Source organism: Bacteroides nordii, assembly GCF_019930665.1.
Taxonomy (GTDB): domain Bacteria; phylum Bacteroidota; class Bacteroidia; order Bacteroidales; family Bacteroidaceae; genus Bacteroides; species Bacteroides nordii.
In genome coordinates this window covers 1,814,347-1,835,053 of record NZ_CP082886.1, presented here as the reverse complement: position 1 = coordinate 1,835,053, position 20,707 = coordinate 1,814,347, and the positions used below count along the sequence as shown (strand labels likewise).

At 38.1% G+C, this 20,707-nt stretch carries 14 protein-coding genes; all 14 read right to left on the bottom strand.

Annotation, left to right across the window (positions count from 1 at the left end; all coding sequences use genetic code 11):
- Window positions 1-337 precede the first annotated feature (337 nt).
- On the bottom strand, window positions 338-883 hold the full coding sequence (locus tag K8P02_RS07065) for an IbrB-like domain-containing protein (RefSeq protein WP_007485737.1): 546 nt from the start codon (window positions 881-883) through the stop codon (window positions 338-340).
- The gene (locus tag K8P02_RS07060) at window positions 880-2,184 is read right to left on the bottom strand and encodes a DUF3440 domain-containing protein (protein WP_025867828.1); all 1,305 of its coding nucleotides are present in this window, start codon (window positions 2,182-2,184) and stop codon (window positions 880-882) included. Before K8P02_RS07060 ends, K8P02_RS07065 begins: the two co-directional genes overlap by 4 nt.
- Window positions 2,181-2,576, bottom strand: a complete 396-nt coding sequence (locus tag K8P02_RS07055) for a hypothetical protein (protein WP_007485742.1) — start codon at window positions 2,574-2,576, stop codon at window positions 2,181-2,183. Before K8P02_RS07055 ends, K8P02_RS07060 begins: the two co-directional genes overlap by 4 nt.
- Window positions 2,577-2,586: 10 nt before the next feature.
- Complete coding sequence (locus tag K8P02_RS07050) at window positions 2,587-3,930, bottom strand: GDSL-type esterase/lipase family protein (protein WP_370788613.1); 1,344 nt, start codon at window positions 3,928-3,930, stop codon at window positions 2,587-2,589.
- Window positions 3,931-4,252: 322 nt separating this feature from the next.
- A complete protein-coding gene (locus tag K8P02_RS07045) occupies window positions 4,253-5,542 on the bottom strand; it encodes a BNR-4 repeat-containing protein (protein ID WP_002560119.1) in 1,290 nt (429 codons plus the stop codon).
- A gap of 132 nt (window positions 5,543-5,674) precedes the next feature.
- Entirely contained in the window at window positions 5,675-7,435 is a 1,761-nt protein-coding gene (locus tag K8P02_RS07040) for a glycoside hydrolase family 97 protein (RefSeq protein ID WP_223382182.1), read from the bottom strand.
- Window positions 7,436-7,526: 91 nt separating this feature from the next.
- On the bottom strand, window positions 7,527-9,056 hold the full coding sequence (locus K8P02_RS07035) for a BACON domain-containing protein (RefSeq protein WP_007485748.1): 1,530 nt from the start codon (window positions 9,054-9,056) through the stop codon (window positions 7,527-7,529).
- Between the two features lie 75 nt (window positions 9,057-9,131).
- A complete protein-coding gene (locus tag K8P02_RS07030) occupies window positions 9,132-10,601 on the bottom strand; it encodes a T9SS type A sorting domain-containing protein (protein WP_002560116.1) in 1,470 nt (489 codons plus the stop codon).
- 52 nt (window positions 10,602-10,653) lie between these two features.
- On the bottom strand, window positions 10,654-11,325 hold the full coding sequence (locus K8P02_RS07025; RefSeq protein ID WP_025867826.1) for a TonB-dependent receptor plug domain-containing protein: 672 nt from the start codon (window positions 11,323-11,325) through the stop codon (window positions 10,654-10,656).
- 79 nt (window positions 11,326-11,404) lie between these two features.
- Window positions 11,405-12,532 (bottom strand): hypothetical protein, encoded by a 1,128-nt coding sequence (locus K8P02_RS07020; protein ID WP_223382180.1) that lies wholly within the window; start codon window positions 12,530-12,532, stop codon window positions 11,405-11,407.
- A 2-nt stretch (window positions 12,533-12,534) separates the two neighbouring features.
- Window positions 12,535-13,242, bottom strand: a complete 708-nt coding sequence (locus K8P02_RS07015; RefSeq protein WP_002560113.1) for a hypothetical protein — start codon at window positions 13,240-13,242, stop codon at window positions 12,535-12,537.
- Between the two features lie 21 nt (window positions 13,243-13,263).
- Entirely contained in the window at window positions 13,264-14,793 is a 1,530-nt protein-coding gene (locus tag K8P02_RS07010) for a RagB/SusD family nutrient uptake outer membrane protein (RefSeq protein ID WP_002560112.1), read from the bottom strand.
- Between the two features lie 21 nt (window positions 14,794-14,814).
- Window positions 14,815-18,006 carry a SusC/RagA family TonB-linked outer membrane protein gene (locus tag K8P02_RS07005; RefSeq protein ID WP_002560111.1) on the bottom strand — a complete coding sequence of 1,064 codons (3,192 nt, stop codon included), beginning with the start codon at window positions 18,004-18,006 and terminating at the stop codon, window positions 14,815-14,817.
- 569 nt (window positions 18,007-18,575) lie between these two features.
- Window positions 18,576-20,705: a polysaccharide lyase 8 family protein gene (locus tag K8P02_RS07000; RefSeq protein ID WP_025867824.1), complete on the bottom strand. Its 2,130-nt coding sequence runs from the start codon at window positions 20,703-20,705 to the stop codon at window positions 18,576-18,578.
- Between the last annotated feature and the right edge of the window lie 2 nt (window positions 20,706-20,707).

Genomic DNA, 20,707 nt, shown 5'->3' with positions numbered 1-20,707 from the left:
ATTTTATCAGCCCCACCAACTTATATATAATTATTAACTGGTTGTCTCCGAGCAATTATTACATTACAAATATCGAACATCCCATTGATTTAAATAAACCTTTTATCCTCTTTCACCGATACAAAGAAGAGTATCTATCCACTAATTATGAGCACACCAAAGAGACTCTTTGTCCGAAATAAAAAAACAAGAAAACAGAATATTCAAAATTTCATTTTAAGCAAATTCAGACACCAAAAATTTACATACAAAGCAAATATTCCTTTTCACAAAAACAAAACAGGTCCTTGTATTCTGAAAATACAAGGACCTGTTTATAAGTATCAAAAGCTGTATTCTAAACCACAGTACTTTCTTTTGAATTTATAGGAGACTCTCTTTCCGGAATACTAAATTCGTTATTAGCAAACAAATCGGCCAATCCGGAAATCTGTTTCAAACGCAGTAATTCATCCCTGTCCATTCCAATATTCTTCATAATCCATTGATCAGACATACCTGCTTTATCCAATTCAGCAACAATATGGCACATCAACTCAATATTATGAGCACCACGGGCACGGTTATGCCGAATCGTAGAACTCATTCGATTAGATAAATCTTTGTCAATAACTACAATCGGCAATAAGCCGTTTTCGCGTTGAAAAATACGTTTGGATGTTTTCAGAACAGAATATCTATGAAAGCCATCTACCAGAATATACATGTCTTTTTCTTTATCGTAATAGCATACACAGGGCATAGTGAATCCATCTTCCCAAATAGATAATTCTAATAGCTTCATTTCCGGCGGGGCAACTATATTGGGATTATAATCATTAGCAACCACTTTATCTACTGGTACAGCTCTCACATCATACACAGGACTTTTTTTACAACTCATTGCAGAATATTTTTATATTGTTCCATTATTTGACTTCTCTTACTAATCTCTTCTTTTGTTGGTGAAAATCCCATATACTTACAAGCATGGTCATTTTTCAGAATACAGATACACATACGCTTATAAGTAGGAATTTCTCTGAACTCCGCGATATTAATATCATCCTGATACTCCATCCGAACAGGCTTCTTCACTGTCTTATAATTACTATTATCCATCACAATAATAGGGATTTTGGCAGCAATCAGCTTTTGTATGGTTTCATCATCTAAACATCCTCCTTTGGTACGCCAGAAATTAACGCTAACCGACAGTTTCCTCAGGTATCCCTTACGCGCACGTTCTGGTAATGTAGACAAAAGAAAATACATAAATTCTCTCCACGTATAACCCTCCGGAAGTTTTATAGATTGCCATCCCATAGCATGAGTACCTCCATACATTCCGGTGAAGTTGACTCCATTCACACGCCCTACCATTTTTCCCCAGGTATTAGGATCAATAACCCGATAAAGAGACAGACTTTCTATAGCTTCGCCAATAAATGGGCTGGCCACCCGCTGACGTTCTATATTCACTCCGGCACGATAATACAAATCGTACAAGATGTTGTAATCCCAATGAAATTTTCCATTGGCGGTCCATACGTCTGTTGTTTTCCAGTCGAAAATAGGATATGCATTATATACATCGTTTGCCACTTTAGAAGTCCAACGATACGTATGGTACATCTGATATTTACGATTCAGATAAATACACCTCCACCGATTGAAGCTCTCCTGCGTACGTATACCAATAAGGCAACAGGTACGTACTGCATCTTTTTTATCATGTATCCATTTAGCAAAACGCATCTGAAATTCATAGTCCCACATCTGAGTATTATAAAAAGGAAAGTCCTTCTCCGTCATTGCATCTTTCGGCATAGGACGTACCCACAGTTTCTTTTTCCCTTTTTCCCACGGACGCCAGAAAGACTGATACATCGACGTACAGGTTGCCACACGGAAAGGAACACAAACGCGATACACATCAATAATATCTTTATTAGCCTCGATCATACGGTCCACATAGTCAATTGTCATTTTATACTGTATTTCATAATCCATATGAAATACTCCGATACGCACATTCAAATTGTTACGACGTATGTAATCAATACATAAACTCAAAAGTACACCACTGTCTTTTCCTCCCGAAAAGGAGATATACACGTTATCAAACTCTTTAAAAATCATGCGCAAACGTTCCTGCGCCAATTCATATACATTCTTCTTTACCTCTACTTCTTTTTTCTTCATTCATCCCTCCGCATTTTTACATATAGTTTCCAGGCTTTCTCTACAGTGAATCCATGTTTTTCAAAAATAGCCTGATGTTCTACTTGAACTACAGCAACCAACGTTTTGTCTGCATCAAAAGCTGCAATAGCATCCACCAATAAAAGAGCAAACGCCTCTTCCTGGTCTTTCCCTATATAATAATTATTAATAATAGCTTCTTTTCCTCTTCGTTCTACCGGAAGAAATCCAACCACATGTTTCCCATTTGTGGCAATAAACCAGATAAACTTATCAGTAGTCTTAAAAGGGTAATTGTTGTTCATCTTCAGCACTTCAGGATCCATAACCAATGGAGCCACAATTTTATAAAGTTGTTTGTCTGTTCCGTGCAGTTGTATCGTCTGTATCATAATAACGTTTTTATTCTTTTACTATTTCATACACAACTTTCGCCATTATCTCTGCACCTTTTTCATTTGGATGAACTTTATCAGGAAAAAGTTCGGGCATTCCATCCATTGCAGTATGTAAATCTATTACCGATAACTTATTCTTTTTAGCCACCTTCTTTATCATCGGAATAACTTCATTCACAATTGTCTTATCGCTGATTCCATAATTATCATATGATTTAGACGGACAGCACAAATATATCTTCGGATGAACAGCAAGCCCTCTAAATGCATCAATCATAGCCTGCATATCTTTTGTGAACTCATTTTTGTGAACCCAATTATGTGGTTTACTATCATTAGTTCCTAATTTAATAACCACAATATTCGGATTAAATGCCAATGCATCTTTATATTTTTGCTCCTTCATATACGGATGATCACCTTTATTCAGCATCGTACGTGATCCTATTCCAAAGTTTTTCACCCAATATCCGTCACCCAGCATACGTCCCAAAACAGCCGGATATGCATCTCTTTCCCGATTTTTCAAACGCGACCCATAGGTAATACTGTTACCGATACATGCCACACGAATAACATCTTTACGAGGTGCTTTAAATGATCGTAGCCAGGCAGAAAGTTCATCCAACATCAGATTTTTATATATAAAATCTTCACGAATCCCCCATCCATGGCCACCGGAAGGATACACATGAAGGGCAGCCGGAACACCTTTCTTATTTAAAGCCAGATAATAGTTCACCCCATTTGCAGGAGGCACCGTCTTATCGTCATCACTATATACAATGAAAGCACGGGGAGTATCTTTGGTCACTTGTTTTTCATTGGAGTATTGTTCTTCCAACTCAGCCGAAGCATCTTTTCCCAAAAGGTTGTTATGTGATCCCATATGAGTATAACTCTTATCCATCGTTATAACCGGATAAAACAATATCTGGAAATTCGGACGTAGTTCAGGTGAAGTATGTGTAGCCATAGTAGAAGCCAAATGTCCACCGGCAGAGGATCCCATTATACCAACATCATTCGGATTTATATTCCATACATCTGCACTGTCTCTCACCATCCTCAGAGCCTCTTCCGCATCTGCAAAAGGAACTTCCTTGTGTCCTCCTTTAGGCATGCGATACTTCAATACAACCAAAGCAATTCCTTGTTTATTAAAAAATGGTGCCCAATCATAACCTTCATGATTATAAGCAAGATGTGAGTAACTACCTCCCGGACAAGCAATAATTACCCGACCGGTGGCCAATTCGGGTGCGGGAAGAAAAACACGAATTGAAGGTTTGAAATTACCTTTCGATTCATCAAAAGGAGCACTATCCATACCGTTTGTATTAGGCATGCCTTGTTGCCACAAATCGATATCAAAAGGTTTCTGTGCATTTTGTGCCTGCATACTTCCTTCCATTAATAAAAGTAGTAAGAAAAATAAGGAAAAACGTAGCTTCTTTTTCATAGTTTATCCAAATAATAGTTTAAAATGTTACAATGTTTAATCAAGACACGCAAAAGTAGTCAAAAAGTGTCATAAAAAAAAGGAAAAAGAAAGTATATACTTTTGCATAATAAAAATACGTATTCAAAGACAGAATATCAAAAAAAATCCCTTATCTCTAAATTGAGATAAGGGAATACACTTCGAAAACAATGCTAAAAGAGATAAATTATTCATTTATACCGGCCACATATACGTCTCTATTAGCAGTAGCCAACGTTTTGGGAGCATCCGGAAGTGGATTAGAAAACATTAATAATTTCAGTTTCGGACGGGCATTTTCTATCCAATAACAACGGGAAAGCGAAAAAGGGGTAACAATCTCTGCTTCTTTCTTCACACTACGTCCTCCGTCATTGGTAACAAAAGTAACTGCTCCCCTGCCCATAGTAGCATAAATACGAAATGACTCGGGACCTAATTTCTCAATGCCTCTAGGTTCACCTTTAGCTTCAAAAGTCAGATGTTTCCATTCTCCGGCATCCCAAGTAGATAATCGGGCCGCGTTTTCTTCCGGATATTGATAATGTACAACAGGATATGAGTTATCGCGATAGTGAACAGACACCTGTAATCCGGCAGAGTGTCCGCGTTCCGGAATGGGAGTTTCTAATACCTGACAATATTTATCCGATTCTTCATTATCAATAGTAGTCCCCAGATCTATTCCTTCTACATTATACATATGGTCATTAGAAGGATCAAGATAAGCATAGTATACATTTCTCCCATAAGTAGCATGAGCATGTTTACCCAGTTTCTCGCCACAAATTGTCCAAGCGATATGAATGCGCTCCTTTTGTCCATTTCCGGCAGGTTGATAAGTAACCTGACCATTATAGACCTCCATCATATTATCTGTTACACGGGGAAAAGGATCAATAACCATTTGACGTGTCCAGGTATTCCCACCATCTGTAGATTTCACAAACTGATAAGGTCTGTCATCCGAATATTTATTTGTTTGACGTGTATCCCGATAAAACACATAAAATGTTCCACCTTTTGTTAGTATCGGAGCGGGATAAGATGCACGCTCTGCTTCATTAATAAAACAATCCTTCCATTCTCCTTCAATACTTCCAGGTTTAGGAGAAACAGCCATCTTTAATGTAGAATTATGACAACCATAGAACAAAAAAATTCGTCCGTCAGTTCCACGTAACATTCCCGGATAATTATGTTTATCAACAAACGGAGAATGCGCCACAATTTTTGTTTCACTCCACTTATCGGTAGCATGATTATAAGCCTTGACAACCGGATGACTATCCGTGGACATCCAACACACAAACGTTTGATCAGCTTGTTCATCATAATATCCCACTGGGATAGGACGACGATCAGAACGCATATTTGAACGTTCGGCTATAACTCTTACATCAGTAAAAACCTGTTGTGCCTGCATTATAAAACAAAATGAGGTAGCAACCATTATTCCAATTATTTTCTTTATCATATCAATTCATTATTTAGATTTAAATCGAACTATATATCCTCCTCCATTACGCATATATCCTGTAAGGGAATCGCTATTTCTACAAAAAGCACGTTCTATTTTTATTGCTCCTGCATCAGTGGTCCTGTCATTCTAAACTGTAGCCTCATACCATCCCTCACCAAGGAACGAGAGAGGGAATTGAATTGTCTGCGCTTCTTTTCCATTTACCACGGCAAGAAACCAAGTATCACCACTACGCCGGGCGAAGGCAGCAATTTTCCCAATCTCGCTACAAGGTAGTACAATTGTCTCATCCCAAACGGCCGGTATGTCTTTTATTATATCCACTGCCGGATTATCAAGTATAGTCTGAGGATGTGCACCGAAAAAGATAACAGAAGAATTGAATATCAATGCTGTCGCTATCTGATGTACCCAGGATGTATCTAATTTCCTGTCACCAAATACCATTGGAGTATAATCACCCGCTCCGGCAACTAATCGGGTAAAGGGTAACGTAGTATTATGTGTAGCCCATTCATATTGATTCTTACCATACTCCAAACCACGAATTCCTTCACGTGACATTTCATTCGGCCACGAACGTACCTCTCCTGTCGGTTTATCACTGCCATGAATATTCAACATCAGTTTATGCTCTGCTGCTTCTTTCAAACATGCCTGGTAAAGATCAATAAACTCTTTGGATTCGTGAGAAAAAGCATCCAACTTAACCCCAACAATTCCTAACCGCTGACAACGATCAAAGAATTCTTTCCGCTTTTGAGGATCGCGCAGATCACGCCCATGCCTCCATAGCCATATCTTAACTCCAAACTGAGCGGAGTAATCAACCAATTCCTTAATCTGCATATCCGTCCACCGATACCAGAATGCATCAACCGTATTGTACTCAAATCCTAACTCTCCGGCAAGTTTTGAAAATTCTTTCATTCCCTCCAAAGTACGTTGGCCACCATCCAACCAACACCAGACAGAACGTCCCGGTTTGATCCATTCCGTATTCACACCTTCAGGAAACAATTTCTTATCCGGAGCTGGTGACAGATTAGTAATTAAGTCTGTATTTACCAATTCATTCAAATCTGAAGTAATAATCACGGTTCGCCAGGGAGTTATAATATCGCCTGTAATGACAGCCGGTTCAGACAAACGTTTAGCCTCTTCCAAACTATAATCATGAGCAAACGGATATCCTGCCGGTTGTTCATGGCCCAATCTGACAACAAGCCCACATTCCCCGTCAGCCTGTAAAGACATACCCGGATAATTTCTGAGAGCAGATTCTGTGATACACGCATATCCCTGTTTTTGCGGTAACTCAATAGTTACAGGAGGTGCTGCCCATTCTCCTTTACTAACACAATCTATTACCTGTTTTTTATGAATACCCTCATAATGTGCATACATATCATGATAATAGATGTGGCTTCCCAAAGGCAACTTGAAAACAGTACTCTCTTTCGGAATATACTTATCCGTCGGAGTACCCTTTACCAGAAAGCGAAAAGCGATGCCATCATTATAAGCACGAGCATCAATCGCAAATAAAGTATTATTTTTTTTATCCGCGATTTTCACTTTCATTCCATTTGCCTTATTTATCGCAAGCGAATGAATGCCCCGGATAGGATACGTTTCATCTACTTTATAATACTCAGGAGAGTGTAAATGCGCTATTATAAATTTCTTTTCATCAGAAGAAAAGGCCATAGGCGAATCTTCCAATACAGTAGTCTCTCCCTTTTTCACGTTAAAAAGAAGTTGCCCGTTATCAGATTTTATATTCAAAACAATCTTATTATCGGGACTTTTAATGGAAACTATTTGAGCTGCAACCTGTTGTACACTAAACAGTAAACAAAAACTATAACATAAAATCTTTTTCATGTATCTGACATTATATATGAAAAGTTATCGAATAAAAAAAATGGGAACTATCTTTAAATATAGCTCCCATCTCAAACCAACTTATATCTTTCTAATCGTGGGCAGCAGGGCTCGGATTTGTATCTTTTTCATAAATTACAAAGTCAGCTAAATCAATTGTTTCATCTTTGATATTATTGGTTATCTGTCCTCCACTGCCTCCGTAGCTACGGTAGATACCAAATTTATTACGAATATTAATTGCCCCTTTCCGCCATGTATCAATATCATTCTGTGTATTGTCTATCAAAACTTTGCCATCCCTGATACGAGTTATCACCAAGCGATACTTGCCATGATGATCGTATTTCACTTCTTCACTTACCTGTACCCATTCATCTTCAAACTCTTCTATTTTCACATTGTCTACAAACGTTCCCAGACTTTTGGTTCCTGCACTATGGTCAGACCCCAAAGAATGAATGACTTGTACTCTGCGATTGGTTCCATCATTGTTTCCACGAAGAGAAATAGTAATAACAGGAGCTCCATTGTCACCCTCTTGAGCCTTTAACTGATGAATATGGCAAAAACTTGTACTGGGTCGATACCCTTTAGGTATCTTAAATTTCCATTGTAATATTTGAGACTCTCCCCAGTTACCGTTCAATTTATACCAAGCTGCACTTGTTTGCGTTTTCATCTCATTGCGCATACGGTCATTCATTGAACCACGATCGCCATCAAGAGCACTACTTGCGTGACTACTAAATCTAAATATATACTGATTGATAGTAGCATCAAACACTGTTTCAATATGGTCTACTTCATTATGGTCCTTAGTAGATGAATTTGGATGTTCTGAATAGTCCCAACCAAACTTTCTCATATAGGTATGTACATCCGCATACCCCTTACCAACCAAATCCGCACTTCCCTTCATGCTTCCTTGTAAAGTGTATCCCATCTGAATCGGATCATTAGGATCAAAATTTTCAGATTTCAACTGAATAACTTTAACGTTAAAATTGGATGCCTTTTTGTTTTTGTCTTTAAAGACAATATAACAGCCGCGTTGGGATCCTGTATTAGCCTCAAAAGCCAGTGTGAGTGATTTATCAGTTTTCGATTTTTCTTTTATCCAGCTCTGTTGTTCTCCAGGTATTTCATACTCCCAATCTACTCCAGCAGAACTCTCGACAGTAAAAGTATACTCTTTACCTTCAGCCGGTATATCAACCACCTCCATTGGAGATACCACCAAAGAAGCAGTAGCCGCAGCTTGGGAAATCTTTATCGGCTTTGTCAAATCAGTGTTATCCAATTTTACAATAACATTTGTCGAACGCGATTCAAGAGTAGTGTTTGCAACTATAGTAAGCACTAATTTGCCGGCTTGTATATCCGATGACTTAACTTTAACCCAATCTACCTTGTCATCAATTACTGTAGTCCAGGTAGAAGTTGCTTTCACTGTAATATTTACGTCTTCACCACTTGCCTTAGCATTTACATCTGTGGGAGTAGTAGTCAGACTTGGAGTAATTGCTTCTTCCTCCTTGTCATCCGAAGAACACGAAGTAAACATCGACACAGACACAAAAGTCAGGATAACATATAAGAAATACTTTTTTAATCTCATCTTTCTCTATTTTTTTAAAGAAGCAGGGTTCTTTGACAAATCATATTCACCAAAGAACCCTGATAATTATTAAACTTATGGTATTAGTACTTTAGCAACAGAAGTACCAGCTTCATTCATAAAACGAACAATGTAAATACCCGATTCAAGATTAATAGGAGCACTACCATTGATAGTAAGCTCTGTTATCTTAGCACCAAGCATATTGAATATACGGCACTCACCGGATTCTGCAATAACCAAACGTCCCTTTTCCACACTATAGTTAAATTTCGCGTCGGCTGTTGCAGTCTGAATACCTACAGGCTCAATTCCACCTAATTCGAAGGCACCCATACAAGGTTTAGCAGCACGAGTATAACCACGTTGGTCTACTGTAGGAATAGTTACGTCTATACCGGCAGGTGCAGTGGCAATTCCTGCTTTAGCAGCCATACTTTGCGTAGCATGTAAAGCAACTGTAAGTGTATTACCACCATTATCTTTCAATTCAGGAGCTGCATCATTTTCAAACACTTTCATTACCCCAGGAATTACAGTAATATTATTGTTTCCTTCAAATGTAAAGCCCTTTTCAGCAGCACCCTCCGATTCATTAGCCGATCCTACAAGGCAGTTATATATCTGGAAACTACCATTATTTCTTCTGACATCTTCACCACTTAAATCCGTCCCAGTTGAAATATTTTGGTAGAATATAGAATTAATAAGAATCATAGGCTGATCGTTATGTGCATAAAATCCACCACCCATCTCACCAGAATTTCCTGCAATTGTGCAGTTAATGAGTGTTACCGGATATCCTGCATAAATAGCTCCTCCTCTTCCTACATTTATTTTATTTCCATAAAAAGTTGAATTAGAAATGAGGAATGAACCATTATTATTTCCTGTAGTAGCAATTACAGCTCCACCTTGAGCTAATTTAGTACCAATAAGAGCTTCTGGATATATAATTTCATTATTTGAGAACACGCACTGATCAATAATAACATCTACTCCTCTACCATTAAAAATAGCACATCCACTCGCTTTTCCATTTTCTGGAGCATTTATTAAACAATCACTAACTTCACTATTAATTAATCTGAAAGTTGCATAGTTTTCAGTATCACCTTCAGTTGCAGTTTTTGAGTTTCCAAGTGCAAATCCCGCTCCATTTCCTGTATTATTAAACTCTTTTACTATAATATTACGAAACGTTATATCCATTTTAGAAGCAGTAGCACCATCTAAACCCTTAAAAAAAGGAAACGGATCACCCACACTTCTAAAAGTTATTCTATTCCCTGTAGCTTTATTAATTCCATCAATAACATATACATTGCCAACTGCTTTAGGGCATCCGCTTTGTCCTTCCAATAGAATTTCATCACCCTCAGGTATATTGAATGTCACAATATCACCATTTTCCAATGAGTTCATTACCTGACGGAAACTACCTTCTGTTTCCGCATCCCCTGCAAGAGAGGTTACCACTCTTTCTTCTGCAGATAAATTAGCAGTAAATAAAGCTGCCAATAAAATTAAAGTACTTTTTTTCATGATACTTGGTTTTAAATTAATAATTTATAAAAAACAAAAAGGTTACATATTACTATTTCAAAGTGACAGCAATCACTCCATTGGCACCTTTGGCACCATACATATTACTATCCTTACTTATCTCTACCTTCTTAATATCATTGATATTCACATTATCCAATCTTTCAACTTGTGTCCCATCCAACAGATAAAGCGGAGAAGTATCCAAACTAATAGAAGTAGACCCACGTAATTGTGCAGAGATATCTCCGTTATCCTTCATTACCACTGTAAACCCAGGGACTTTACCTGCTAAAGCATTAAAGAGATTACTTTCACCCGTAGCAACCAGTTCTTCACCTGTCACCACAATCGTACTCGATACCGAACGGGAACGCCGCAGACTACGTAACATTAGTTTCATGATTTCACCTTTATCTTCTGTCACTGAAATTTCGGGCCCCAATGCAATATTCGGATAGGCTATACCATTTACCGAAACTTGCACTTCTTTTTCTGTTTTGGGCAAAATAACTGTCAGTATATCTCGCAGACTCACATTATTCAGCTGAAAAATACCATAACGATCAGTCTCGGCCTTTACGTCTTTTACAGATACCAAAGCTTTACGAATTGCCTTCCCTTTTGCATCAACCAAACGTCCTACAATAGTATCATTAGAATTCTGAGCAACAACAGGCCAGGAAAAAGCCAGAATAAAAATGAAAAGTAACAAATTCTTCATTAGCATATTGATTTATGATTTATACTTACCGGAGGAGGCAAAAAAACTCCCTCCTCCGGTTTCATAACCCTTCTAACAATCAATTACCTCCAAATATATCATCACTATAGAAGAATACATTATCCAGATAAACTTGTGTCAATGGAGGATATATATATTTAAACTCCTTCACCTGAAGAACAGCATTGTCATGTGCCGCTCTCCACTGCTTCATCACATCACTTGTAGCAAGAGTTGTTGCTCCTACCATTGCTTTTATTGTGTAATCCTCACTGATCGCCAAACCAACAGTTTTACTTTCTTCCACATCATATTTCAACAGATTATTCTGTATTTTCACCGGTACTGCCACCCAACCGGTTTGAACAGTTGGACGTCCATTTTCTCTGTCAGCTTTCAAGGTCCACTGGAAACGTATAATGGCATCAAACTCATCGGCATTGAAACTTACCGGATTACCATTTACATCTGTATAAATGTTAGTTCCCCATGGTACTGCTGCCAGAATATGGTTCTTAGGCCACCATTCAAAACGAACTTCACTAATAAAATAAGTAGTCGTTATATCAACAGAAGGTGTATTTCCAGAAACAGCAACTGCACATGCATTCTCACCATATACAAACTTAACAGGATCTACCGGATATTTAGGATTATTTGTGTTGGTTGCTCCTCCTACAATACCACAATCAAATCGAGTGGACATCGGTGGGTAAAAATCCTTCTGATTCAGATTATAACGTACTTCACCATAATTCCGGGTAGTAGCATTAGGTGTTGTGACATTCATCTGATAACGTCCGTCACGAATCTGAGTAGCAGAATTTGAATTAGCCCATCCTGTTGCCGTTGTTCCTCCAAAACGATCAAAGAACAAACCATTCACCCAGATTTCAGCCTGCCGGGTCTCTTTTGCTCCACCGCAGGTTACAGTACATTTAATCGTATATCTACCCGACTCTTTCGGCGCTTTCCACTGATTCATTGTATATCCCTGACGCTGTAACAAAGTTCCCCCGTTACATTCCCAATAATAATCGGCTTTATCCGGATCACTCATTCTCACTGACATACCGACATTAACAGTTTCTCCGGCAAAAAATTCTTCACCAAACACCTGCAAAGAGTCTATTTCAACATAATCATCATCGCAAGATGCCATCAAAGCCACAAAGGCTACCATCAATAAATATTTTATTCTTTTCATAATCATTTTGCTCCATAAATAGGAATAGATACTAATTCTTTATCTGTAGGATACTGCATATACTTATCCATCACGTGAATATATGATCCGTTAGGACTTTGCAGATTACTGGTACGAGGTTTTGTTTTCAGCTGAAAATGATCTTCGTAGTTATTGAAATAAATACTAAGAGCACCTTCTTTCAACATTTCAACAGCCATATATCCATAAGGAGAATCATATTCTGTAGGAAAGAATGTTATAACTCCTTTTGTCAAATCAGTCAGTTCATAATACGAAAGAGCTTTCTTTATAATATGATACATAATCATATTTTTCACTACGGTTTTATCCAATTCCTCCCAACTGGTAGGAATAATTAACTGTTCCGGATTAAATTCATCCGGATAAGCGTTCTCATTCCAGAAACTCCGGTCACTACTATTGGATGAAGTCAAAGCTGTATTTGTCAACAACAGATAGGTTCTATCAGGCTGTTTGAATAATTCCGGATCAACTCCCGAATATTTAATAGCTTCTATCAGAGACGAAAACAAATCGGTACGCGAATTCATGAAATCCCATGCATTCATAGTAATTTGATTATCATAGGTTCCTTTCTCTGAATCATAATCATAAGGAGTTTGCACATCCAGACCAAATAGTTCACAACTTGTAAATGTGAATATTGGAATTACCAATAAGGCTATATTTAATATTATCTTTTTCATTATATACACTATTTATTATCATTATTCTGAATAAGGAGGATTCTGATGTCCTACCAGAGTTGGATTGGACGTAAAGACAGACTTAGCTATCGGGAAACGAACCCGTCTTAAATCAGTGCCAAAACCTACAGGTTCCTCACCACGCATTGCTTGAATATAAGATAGATGCGGATCCAGTATTTCATTCACATATCCGGTACGTATAATGTCAAACCAACGCTTAGGTTCACCATAAAACTCCATCTGACGTTCATCCAACACCAGTTTTTCCAATGAAGACTGTGTCATACCGATTCTTGTCGGATAATCTTCTGCTTTCGCAACAATCGTATTACCACAGCGACTACGTATCTGATTAACTATATCAATAATATCCTGAGCCGGCTTATTTTCATGAATCATTGCTTCCGCACGCAATAACATAACATCCGCAAAACGATAAATAGGTATTTCAAAAACACAACCGGAAGTAGCAGGAATATCAAATTCAACAGCAGGATCTGTAGACTTCACCGGGAAGAACTTACACAATTTATTAGCCAATGCACCGGTACTTCCATAGATAATCTGAGAATTCCCTGGAGCTAAAGTTTGTTTGTCCAGTCCGTTATATATATTCAACGTATCTACAACTCCCCAGAATCGAACATCCTTTTTATCCTGGAGCATTCTTTGAAACAGCGAATTAGACAACTGATAATGAGCATTACCACCACCAACGCCAATCGGGCCACCATAACTGTTATTGTTATTTTTCTCAAAATCCCATTCTATAGTAAAAATAGCCTCTTTACTATTGGTAGGATCTGTAAATATTTTCTTCCATTCGGTAGTATTACTTACCATTTCATACCTTTTCAAAGCCAGTAAGTTATCCGATGCTTTCAATGCCCCAGCATAATCCTTTCGCCACATCAAATAATCTGTTTGCAATGCATAAGCAGCTCCCTGATTAAAATAGTAAACTCCTTCATTACCCAATGACGAAATGGCAATTGTTAAATCATCCTCTATCACTTCATAGATAGATTCCAAAGAAGCACGTGAATTATATTTAGTATTCAAATCGCCATCCCATGACTTAGTAATCAATGGCACTTCACCCCAAACACGTACTGCATAGAAATACATCAAAGCTCTTAAGCCATGAAATTGCCCCAAATATGATCCGGCCACATCTTCAGAAAGTCCCATTTCAGGGATATTCTCGATAGCCAGATTACACCGGTTTATGACCTGATATAATTTTTCCCAGTCGCAATAACTTCCGTTCGAATCCAAAGAGTTAAGTTGTAAAGCAGCATTGGCATACAGAGTTATGTAATAATCATCTGAACGTAATTCACCCCAGGCCAACAAAGTACTTGATACAATTTTCTGTACTCCATTATATGTACCAGCTCTCCATGCTTTCAGATCCGACTCACTGGTCCAGTAAGCTTTATTGCTCAAATCAGCTATCGGAGTTTTAGTCAGGAAGTCCTCACAAGAAGAGAAGAGAGACATCCCCGCCAATAAAACTGAACATGATAATATTTTAAAGTTTTTCATTTTCATTATAGTTTTAATCATTTAGAAACTTACATTTACACCAAAACCAAATTCACGTTTTTTCGGATACTTCTGTGAATCATTACCAGGGTTCAATACGCCTCCGGTAGTAATTTCAGGATCGTAACCACTATAGTTAGTCCAAGTCAACAAGTTAGAACCATAGATATAAATTTGTGCAGACTGCAGATATGCTTTCTTTGCATATACCGAAGGCAATTGATAACTCAAACGTACATTCTGCAGACGAATAAATGAAGCATCCTCAAGATAGTTGCTACTCAAAGTACGATTGTTTTCTGTTGTACGTGCATTCTGTCCCGGAGTATACCAATTTGTGATATGTCCCTGATATCTCCAGCCCTGAAGAACTCCACAAGGAGCCGGATTGGAAGTGTTATCGCCATAACTTGTCAAATCACGTAAAAGTGAATTGTAAATCAGACCACCATGACTCATATAGAATGAGAAGTTCAAAGTAAAATCTTTATATTTCAATGTATTATTCCATCCTGCATACCATTTAGCCTGTGCATTCCCTAATATTTGTTTGTCACCGGCATCAATATTACCACTGTGGTCTTTATCCTCCCAGATTACATCACCACCTTTACATACTACTCCTGAGGCCTTCATCTGATAAATTTCTCCTTCATATTTAGTACCATCAGCATAAGTATAGCCAAGCACTTCGGGACCTCCAACTTTATTTATTACTACGTTATTGTATTGGTCACGCTTAAATACCGGAATCAATCGATTCTTATAGCCTTCGTCGTAAGCATTGTCTGCATCATAAGCATATACTCCCAAATGTCTGTAACCATAAAAATTACCTGCAGCCATTCCCGGCTCAATCCACCAGTTAGTTTCAAAATCACGTGGTTCACCTACAATACTTAAAATTGTATTTTTGTTTTTAGACCAGTTAAAAGAAGTATACCATGAGAAGTTGCGTATACGAACGGGAGTTGCCGAAATATTAAACTCAAAACCTTCATTCTTCACTGAACCTGCATTCACACGCATACTATTAAACCCGATTTCAGTAGGAATAGCATCATTATTAAACAAGCCGGTTGTTTTTTTCACATAATAGTCACCTGTAAATGAAAGTCTCCCGTCAAAGAAAGTCAGGTCAAGACCGATATTCGTCTGTTTGGTTTCCTCCCATTTCAAATAAGCATTACCTACTGATGACTTAGGAATAACACCAGTTACCCCGTTATAACTATAGTCCGGATCTACAGCATACAACGTATAGGTATCATAATCACTTACACGGTCGTTACCATTAATACCCCAGCTGGCACGTATTTTACCATCAGTAAGAACCGATCTCGACCAATCCATGAAAAACTCATCAGAGAATCGCCAAGCTGCAGATCCGGCCGGAAATACACCATAACGATTTTCAGAACCGAATCTCGACGAACCATCCCGACGAATAGACCCCTCTACAATATATCTACCATAATAGTCATAATTTACACGACCAAACATAGACACCATACTGTTTCCGTCTCCTTTTATAGAATATCCGGTCAATGTACTGGCTTGTGGTACAAGCATGTTCTTATTCAAATATTTCTCACTTTCCATGAGAGTCGTACGAGACATCTTATCTTCGATACTACCACCAATCATCACATGTACATTATGTGCCTGTTTAAAGGTTTGGGCATAATCAAGATATCCATCTATCAAATAATTCTTTTTCCAAATAGTACGGTCAGAACCTTTATCCCATCCGGCTTCCACTTCTTCCCTCTTCGTTTTGTTCACATTTGGACTTGCATATTGCTTACGGTCAGCATGACTCAACGAAACTGTTGCTTTTCCTACGAACTTGAAATGTTTAAGGAATGAAAGCTCCATAATCTCCGATAACTGTCCTTCATATGTAGTAGTCTCGTCCGTACGCTCCAACAGTTCCTGAATCGGATTTCGTTTACCAGACGGACTTGATCCATAAGCAGGTACCAAAGTACCATCCGGATAATAAAGAATCGATTCGGTCGGTCGCCTGATCGCGTTATAAAATACACTACCCTCACTAATATTATTCTGTTTACGATAGGTTACATTAATATTAGTAGTGAATTTCAAAAATTTATAAGGTTCATAATCCACTTTAGTACGACCTGTAAAACGTTTTGCATAACTGGTCAGGATAATACCTTTATCATCAAGATATCCAATACTGGTCATAGTACGTACTTTATCACTACCTCCACTGATACTCACATTCACATCATGGCGAACAGCTGTTTGTGAAATCACATCCTGATAGTTGTTACTGGTAGTCCCCTGAATATTCACCGAGTCATTATTAGATTTGAACATAGCAAATGGATTCTTACCAGCTACAGACTGAATTGTATTTGCAAATATTTCACGCTCTGCACGATTCAACTGTGGAAGTGTATTAGAAAGAACACCATAAGAATTAAGATAACGAACATCTATACGAGGTTTACCGCTTTCACCGGATTTAGTTGTGATAATAATCACACCATTGGCAGCACGGGCACCATAGATAGATGTTGAAGAAGCATCTTTCAAAATATCCAAAGATTTAATATCGTTGGCATTGATATGATCAATACTTTCAACAATTACTCCATCTACTACATATAGGGGTTCAGTACCTCCTGCTTCAAACGTCGAAACACCACGAATACGAATGCTTGATCCGGCACCCGGAGCACCGGAAACAGCAGTAATCTGTACACCAGGAACCTCTCCCTGTAATGCATCCATTACATTTACCGGTTGTTTTTGCTCAATCTTGGCAGCATCTACATTAACTGCAGCTCCCGACAGATTTGCTTTCTTTGCCGTACCATAACCTACTACTACTACTTCATCCAATGCTTTGGCGTCTTCGTGCATCACAATTTTTAAAGTAGATTGTCCTTTCCATTTGATATCTTGTGTGATATACCCCATGTAAGAAAACACAAGAGTCTGCCCTTGCTGTACACTTAGTTTAAAGTGTCCATCCATATCAGAGATAGTACCATGTGATGCACCTTTCACTTTTACAGAGACTCCAATCATAGCTTCTCCTTCGGCATCAACAATAGAACCAGTCACCTGGCTTTGTTGTGCATATAATTGAGATGTACCTCCCAACAATAGGCCAACAAATAACATAAATTTCCATAGCATACTGGCTAACGGAGATTCTTTTCTCACTTTTTCATTCATTTGTAGAATAATATTAGATTAAACATTAATAATTTAGAATAGAAATAACGACTTTCCACCATTATGGTGGATAAAATTGTGTTCTTCTTGTTTTCATTAATAGTATAAATTTTAAGTTAGACTTAAATTAACAGCAGGTGTTTTTGTCCCTTTTAAGTTTTTTGATAGCACAAACATAAGCACATTCCAAGTAACGAATTTTAAGAAACATCTCAATTGCTTTAGAATTTGTATCAGCACTATCAATATTTTAAAATACCACTGATTATCAATAACTTAAACAGAATATTAATATTTGTGTGCGAACACACATATATTAATAAATTGTATTTTACAAATACAAAAATAGGCGATGTATGCTAAAAAGGCTTTCTAATTTGTATCAATGGTTTGTAAAAATGAATCAGCCACCTTAAAATTCTGAATAAAAGCATCCTATTTATATATTACCTTAACTATAATATCCGCTCATAAAATAAAACTCCACTCAGAAAGAACAAGTTATGTACTTCTGAGTGGAGAAAAAAGATTAATAAAAGAATTGTAACCTAAGCGGTAAATTGTGTTTCTTAATGTATAATAGTTGTTCCATCCATTTTGCCGGATGCAACAGAGAAGTGAATCTCTTTTTTATTAATTATAGCCTTTGCTTCTGATTGTTGCTGTGTCGGATCGGCATAAGCAACCTTATAGTTTTTGTCGGAAGGCATAATCATGTAAACACCCGGGGTAACGGCTTCAAAAGAAAGCCCGGATGTTAATTTTATTTTTAGAGGTTGATAGGCAGCTATATAATAATTATCTGCAGCAAAAACAATCTGAGCATTTTCATCATTACGTAGTATCTTAACAGAAGAAAGATCAAACGCTGCCGTCTGTTCACAACTAACTGAAGGAAGAAGAAGATATTGATAAGTAGCCTTTTGCGGATGTACTCCGTGATCAATATGCAAAGATACAACTTCTCCTTCTACCGGTTGCGGACGATACATCTGCATAAAGTCACGCCACTGTCCTGTACGTTTTTCAGAATGGGCTACGCTATTGACAGAAGAATTCCCCAAAAGAATATATCCGGTACGTCCATGAAAGAAACGCTGTTCTTTTCCATCAAACAGTTGAGTACCTTCTATTATCTCCCATTTATTTTTTTGTAATACGAGTAAATTATCCCGTTTTAGACGCTGGTCAATAGAAGTAGTAACGGTAAGTGCCGAATCAGACTGTATACCTGCTCCCAGACAAAGTACAAAATTATCTGTCATTACCCATGCCTTACGAGCCTGTATACCATCCTTATTGAAATCCATAACCGTCATTCCCTGTCTACCGTCAGATACACCTCCTACAAAAGAAGCATCATTAACAGCTTGTTTTCCCCTTTTCCACCGTACAGGTTCGTTACTCTCGTAGGATGTTATACCTGGAATCTTTCTCCAATCCCAGAAAGGAAATACATTCAGATAATCATTTGTATCTTCATAGATATAAGTGGCCCCGTCACCCATGTAATATCCCAATAAATTATCTTCATTCACCTGTTCGGAACCAATCACCCGCTCAGAAGACATTTTCACTGAAGCCATCCATGACGGACGACGGTGAATCGTGTAATCCGATTGCCAGAAATGTTTATGTCCGGTAAATGTACTTCCCGATTTACGAGGAGGGAAATTATCAGCAACAAACTCTTTGTTTCCCAGCGTCAATGCCACAAATCCCACACTAAGTGCTTTGTGAATAGGTGCATTGTGGAATAATTGCCGGTCAAGAGAATTTATATCCATCTCTCCCCGCCAGACAATCCAACGATAACCGTCGGCAAGCAATGTGTTCAATATTTCCATCTGTTTGTCATCAAATGCAAATGAAGTACCGGAGAACAACCCGGCAAAGAAGCTCATGCCTGACAAAAACGATAGTCCGTAATTACCAAATTGCTGCTGAGCACCGTGTTGATGAAAGCTCCAATCTTCCTTAATTCCCTCTTTCCCTCCGGTCATTATTTCAGAAGCAATAATATCCCGGGCTTCCTTCACCAAAGGATAGTCATTCTGTAACAAGGCACGCATCAACACATTACCTGCCAACCACACTTTATTCTGTCCGGTCATACCAAACTTGGCATGTTCTAATACCTCAATAGCCGATTGTTTTTCTGCCGGAGACAGTTCATCTTCCAAAAGAATAAAAGCGGCCCCCATTGTTTTGGGTATACCTATCTGGTTGTACCACCAATTCAGACAAACAGGCTTTGCGGTAAACCAATAATTCAATGCGGCATGGATTACTTTTGATACTTCTGACGAACCTTTATATTCCGTCTTGTCCGAACGGTAAAGTTTGGCAAGTTCCAATATGCGCTCGGCATGCATCTTGGGTTCCCATCCCGAACGTTTCTTATCATCATAATTAATATCAGGCCAGGTTCCATCCGCTTTCTGAGAAGAAAGATACCCTTGTATTTTTCTTAAATCGAAAGGATAAAGCTGATGCAGCTCCATTACTACCTGATCAGACATCTCACTTTCCGGAGAGATCTGCTGCAAATAGCGAACTAAGTCTTCCTGTTCGCCTCCTGAAGGAAGTAAAGAGCGAACATAATTTTGCCGGATACGCACAAGTTCATCCGTCTCAGCTGCACGAACAACCGATATGACAAACATAAGCAGGCTTAAACAAAATACAATTTTCTTCATGG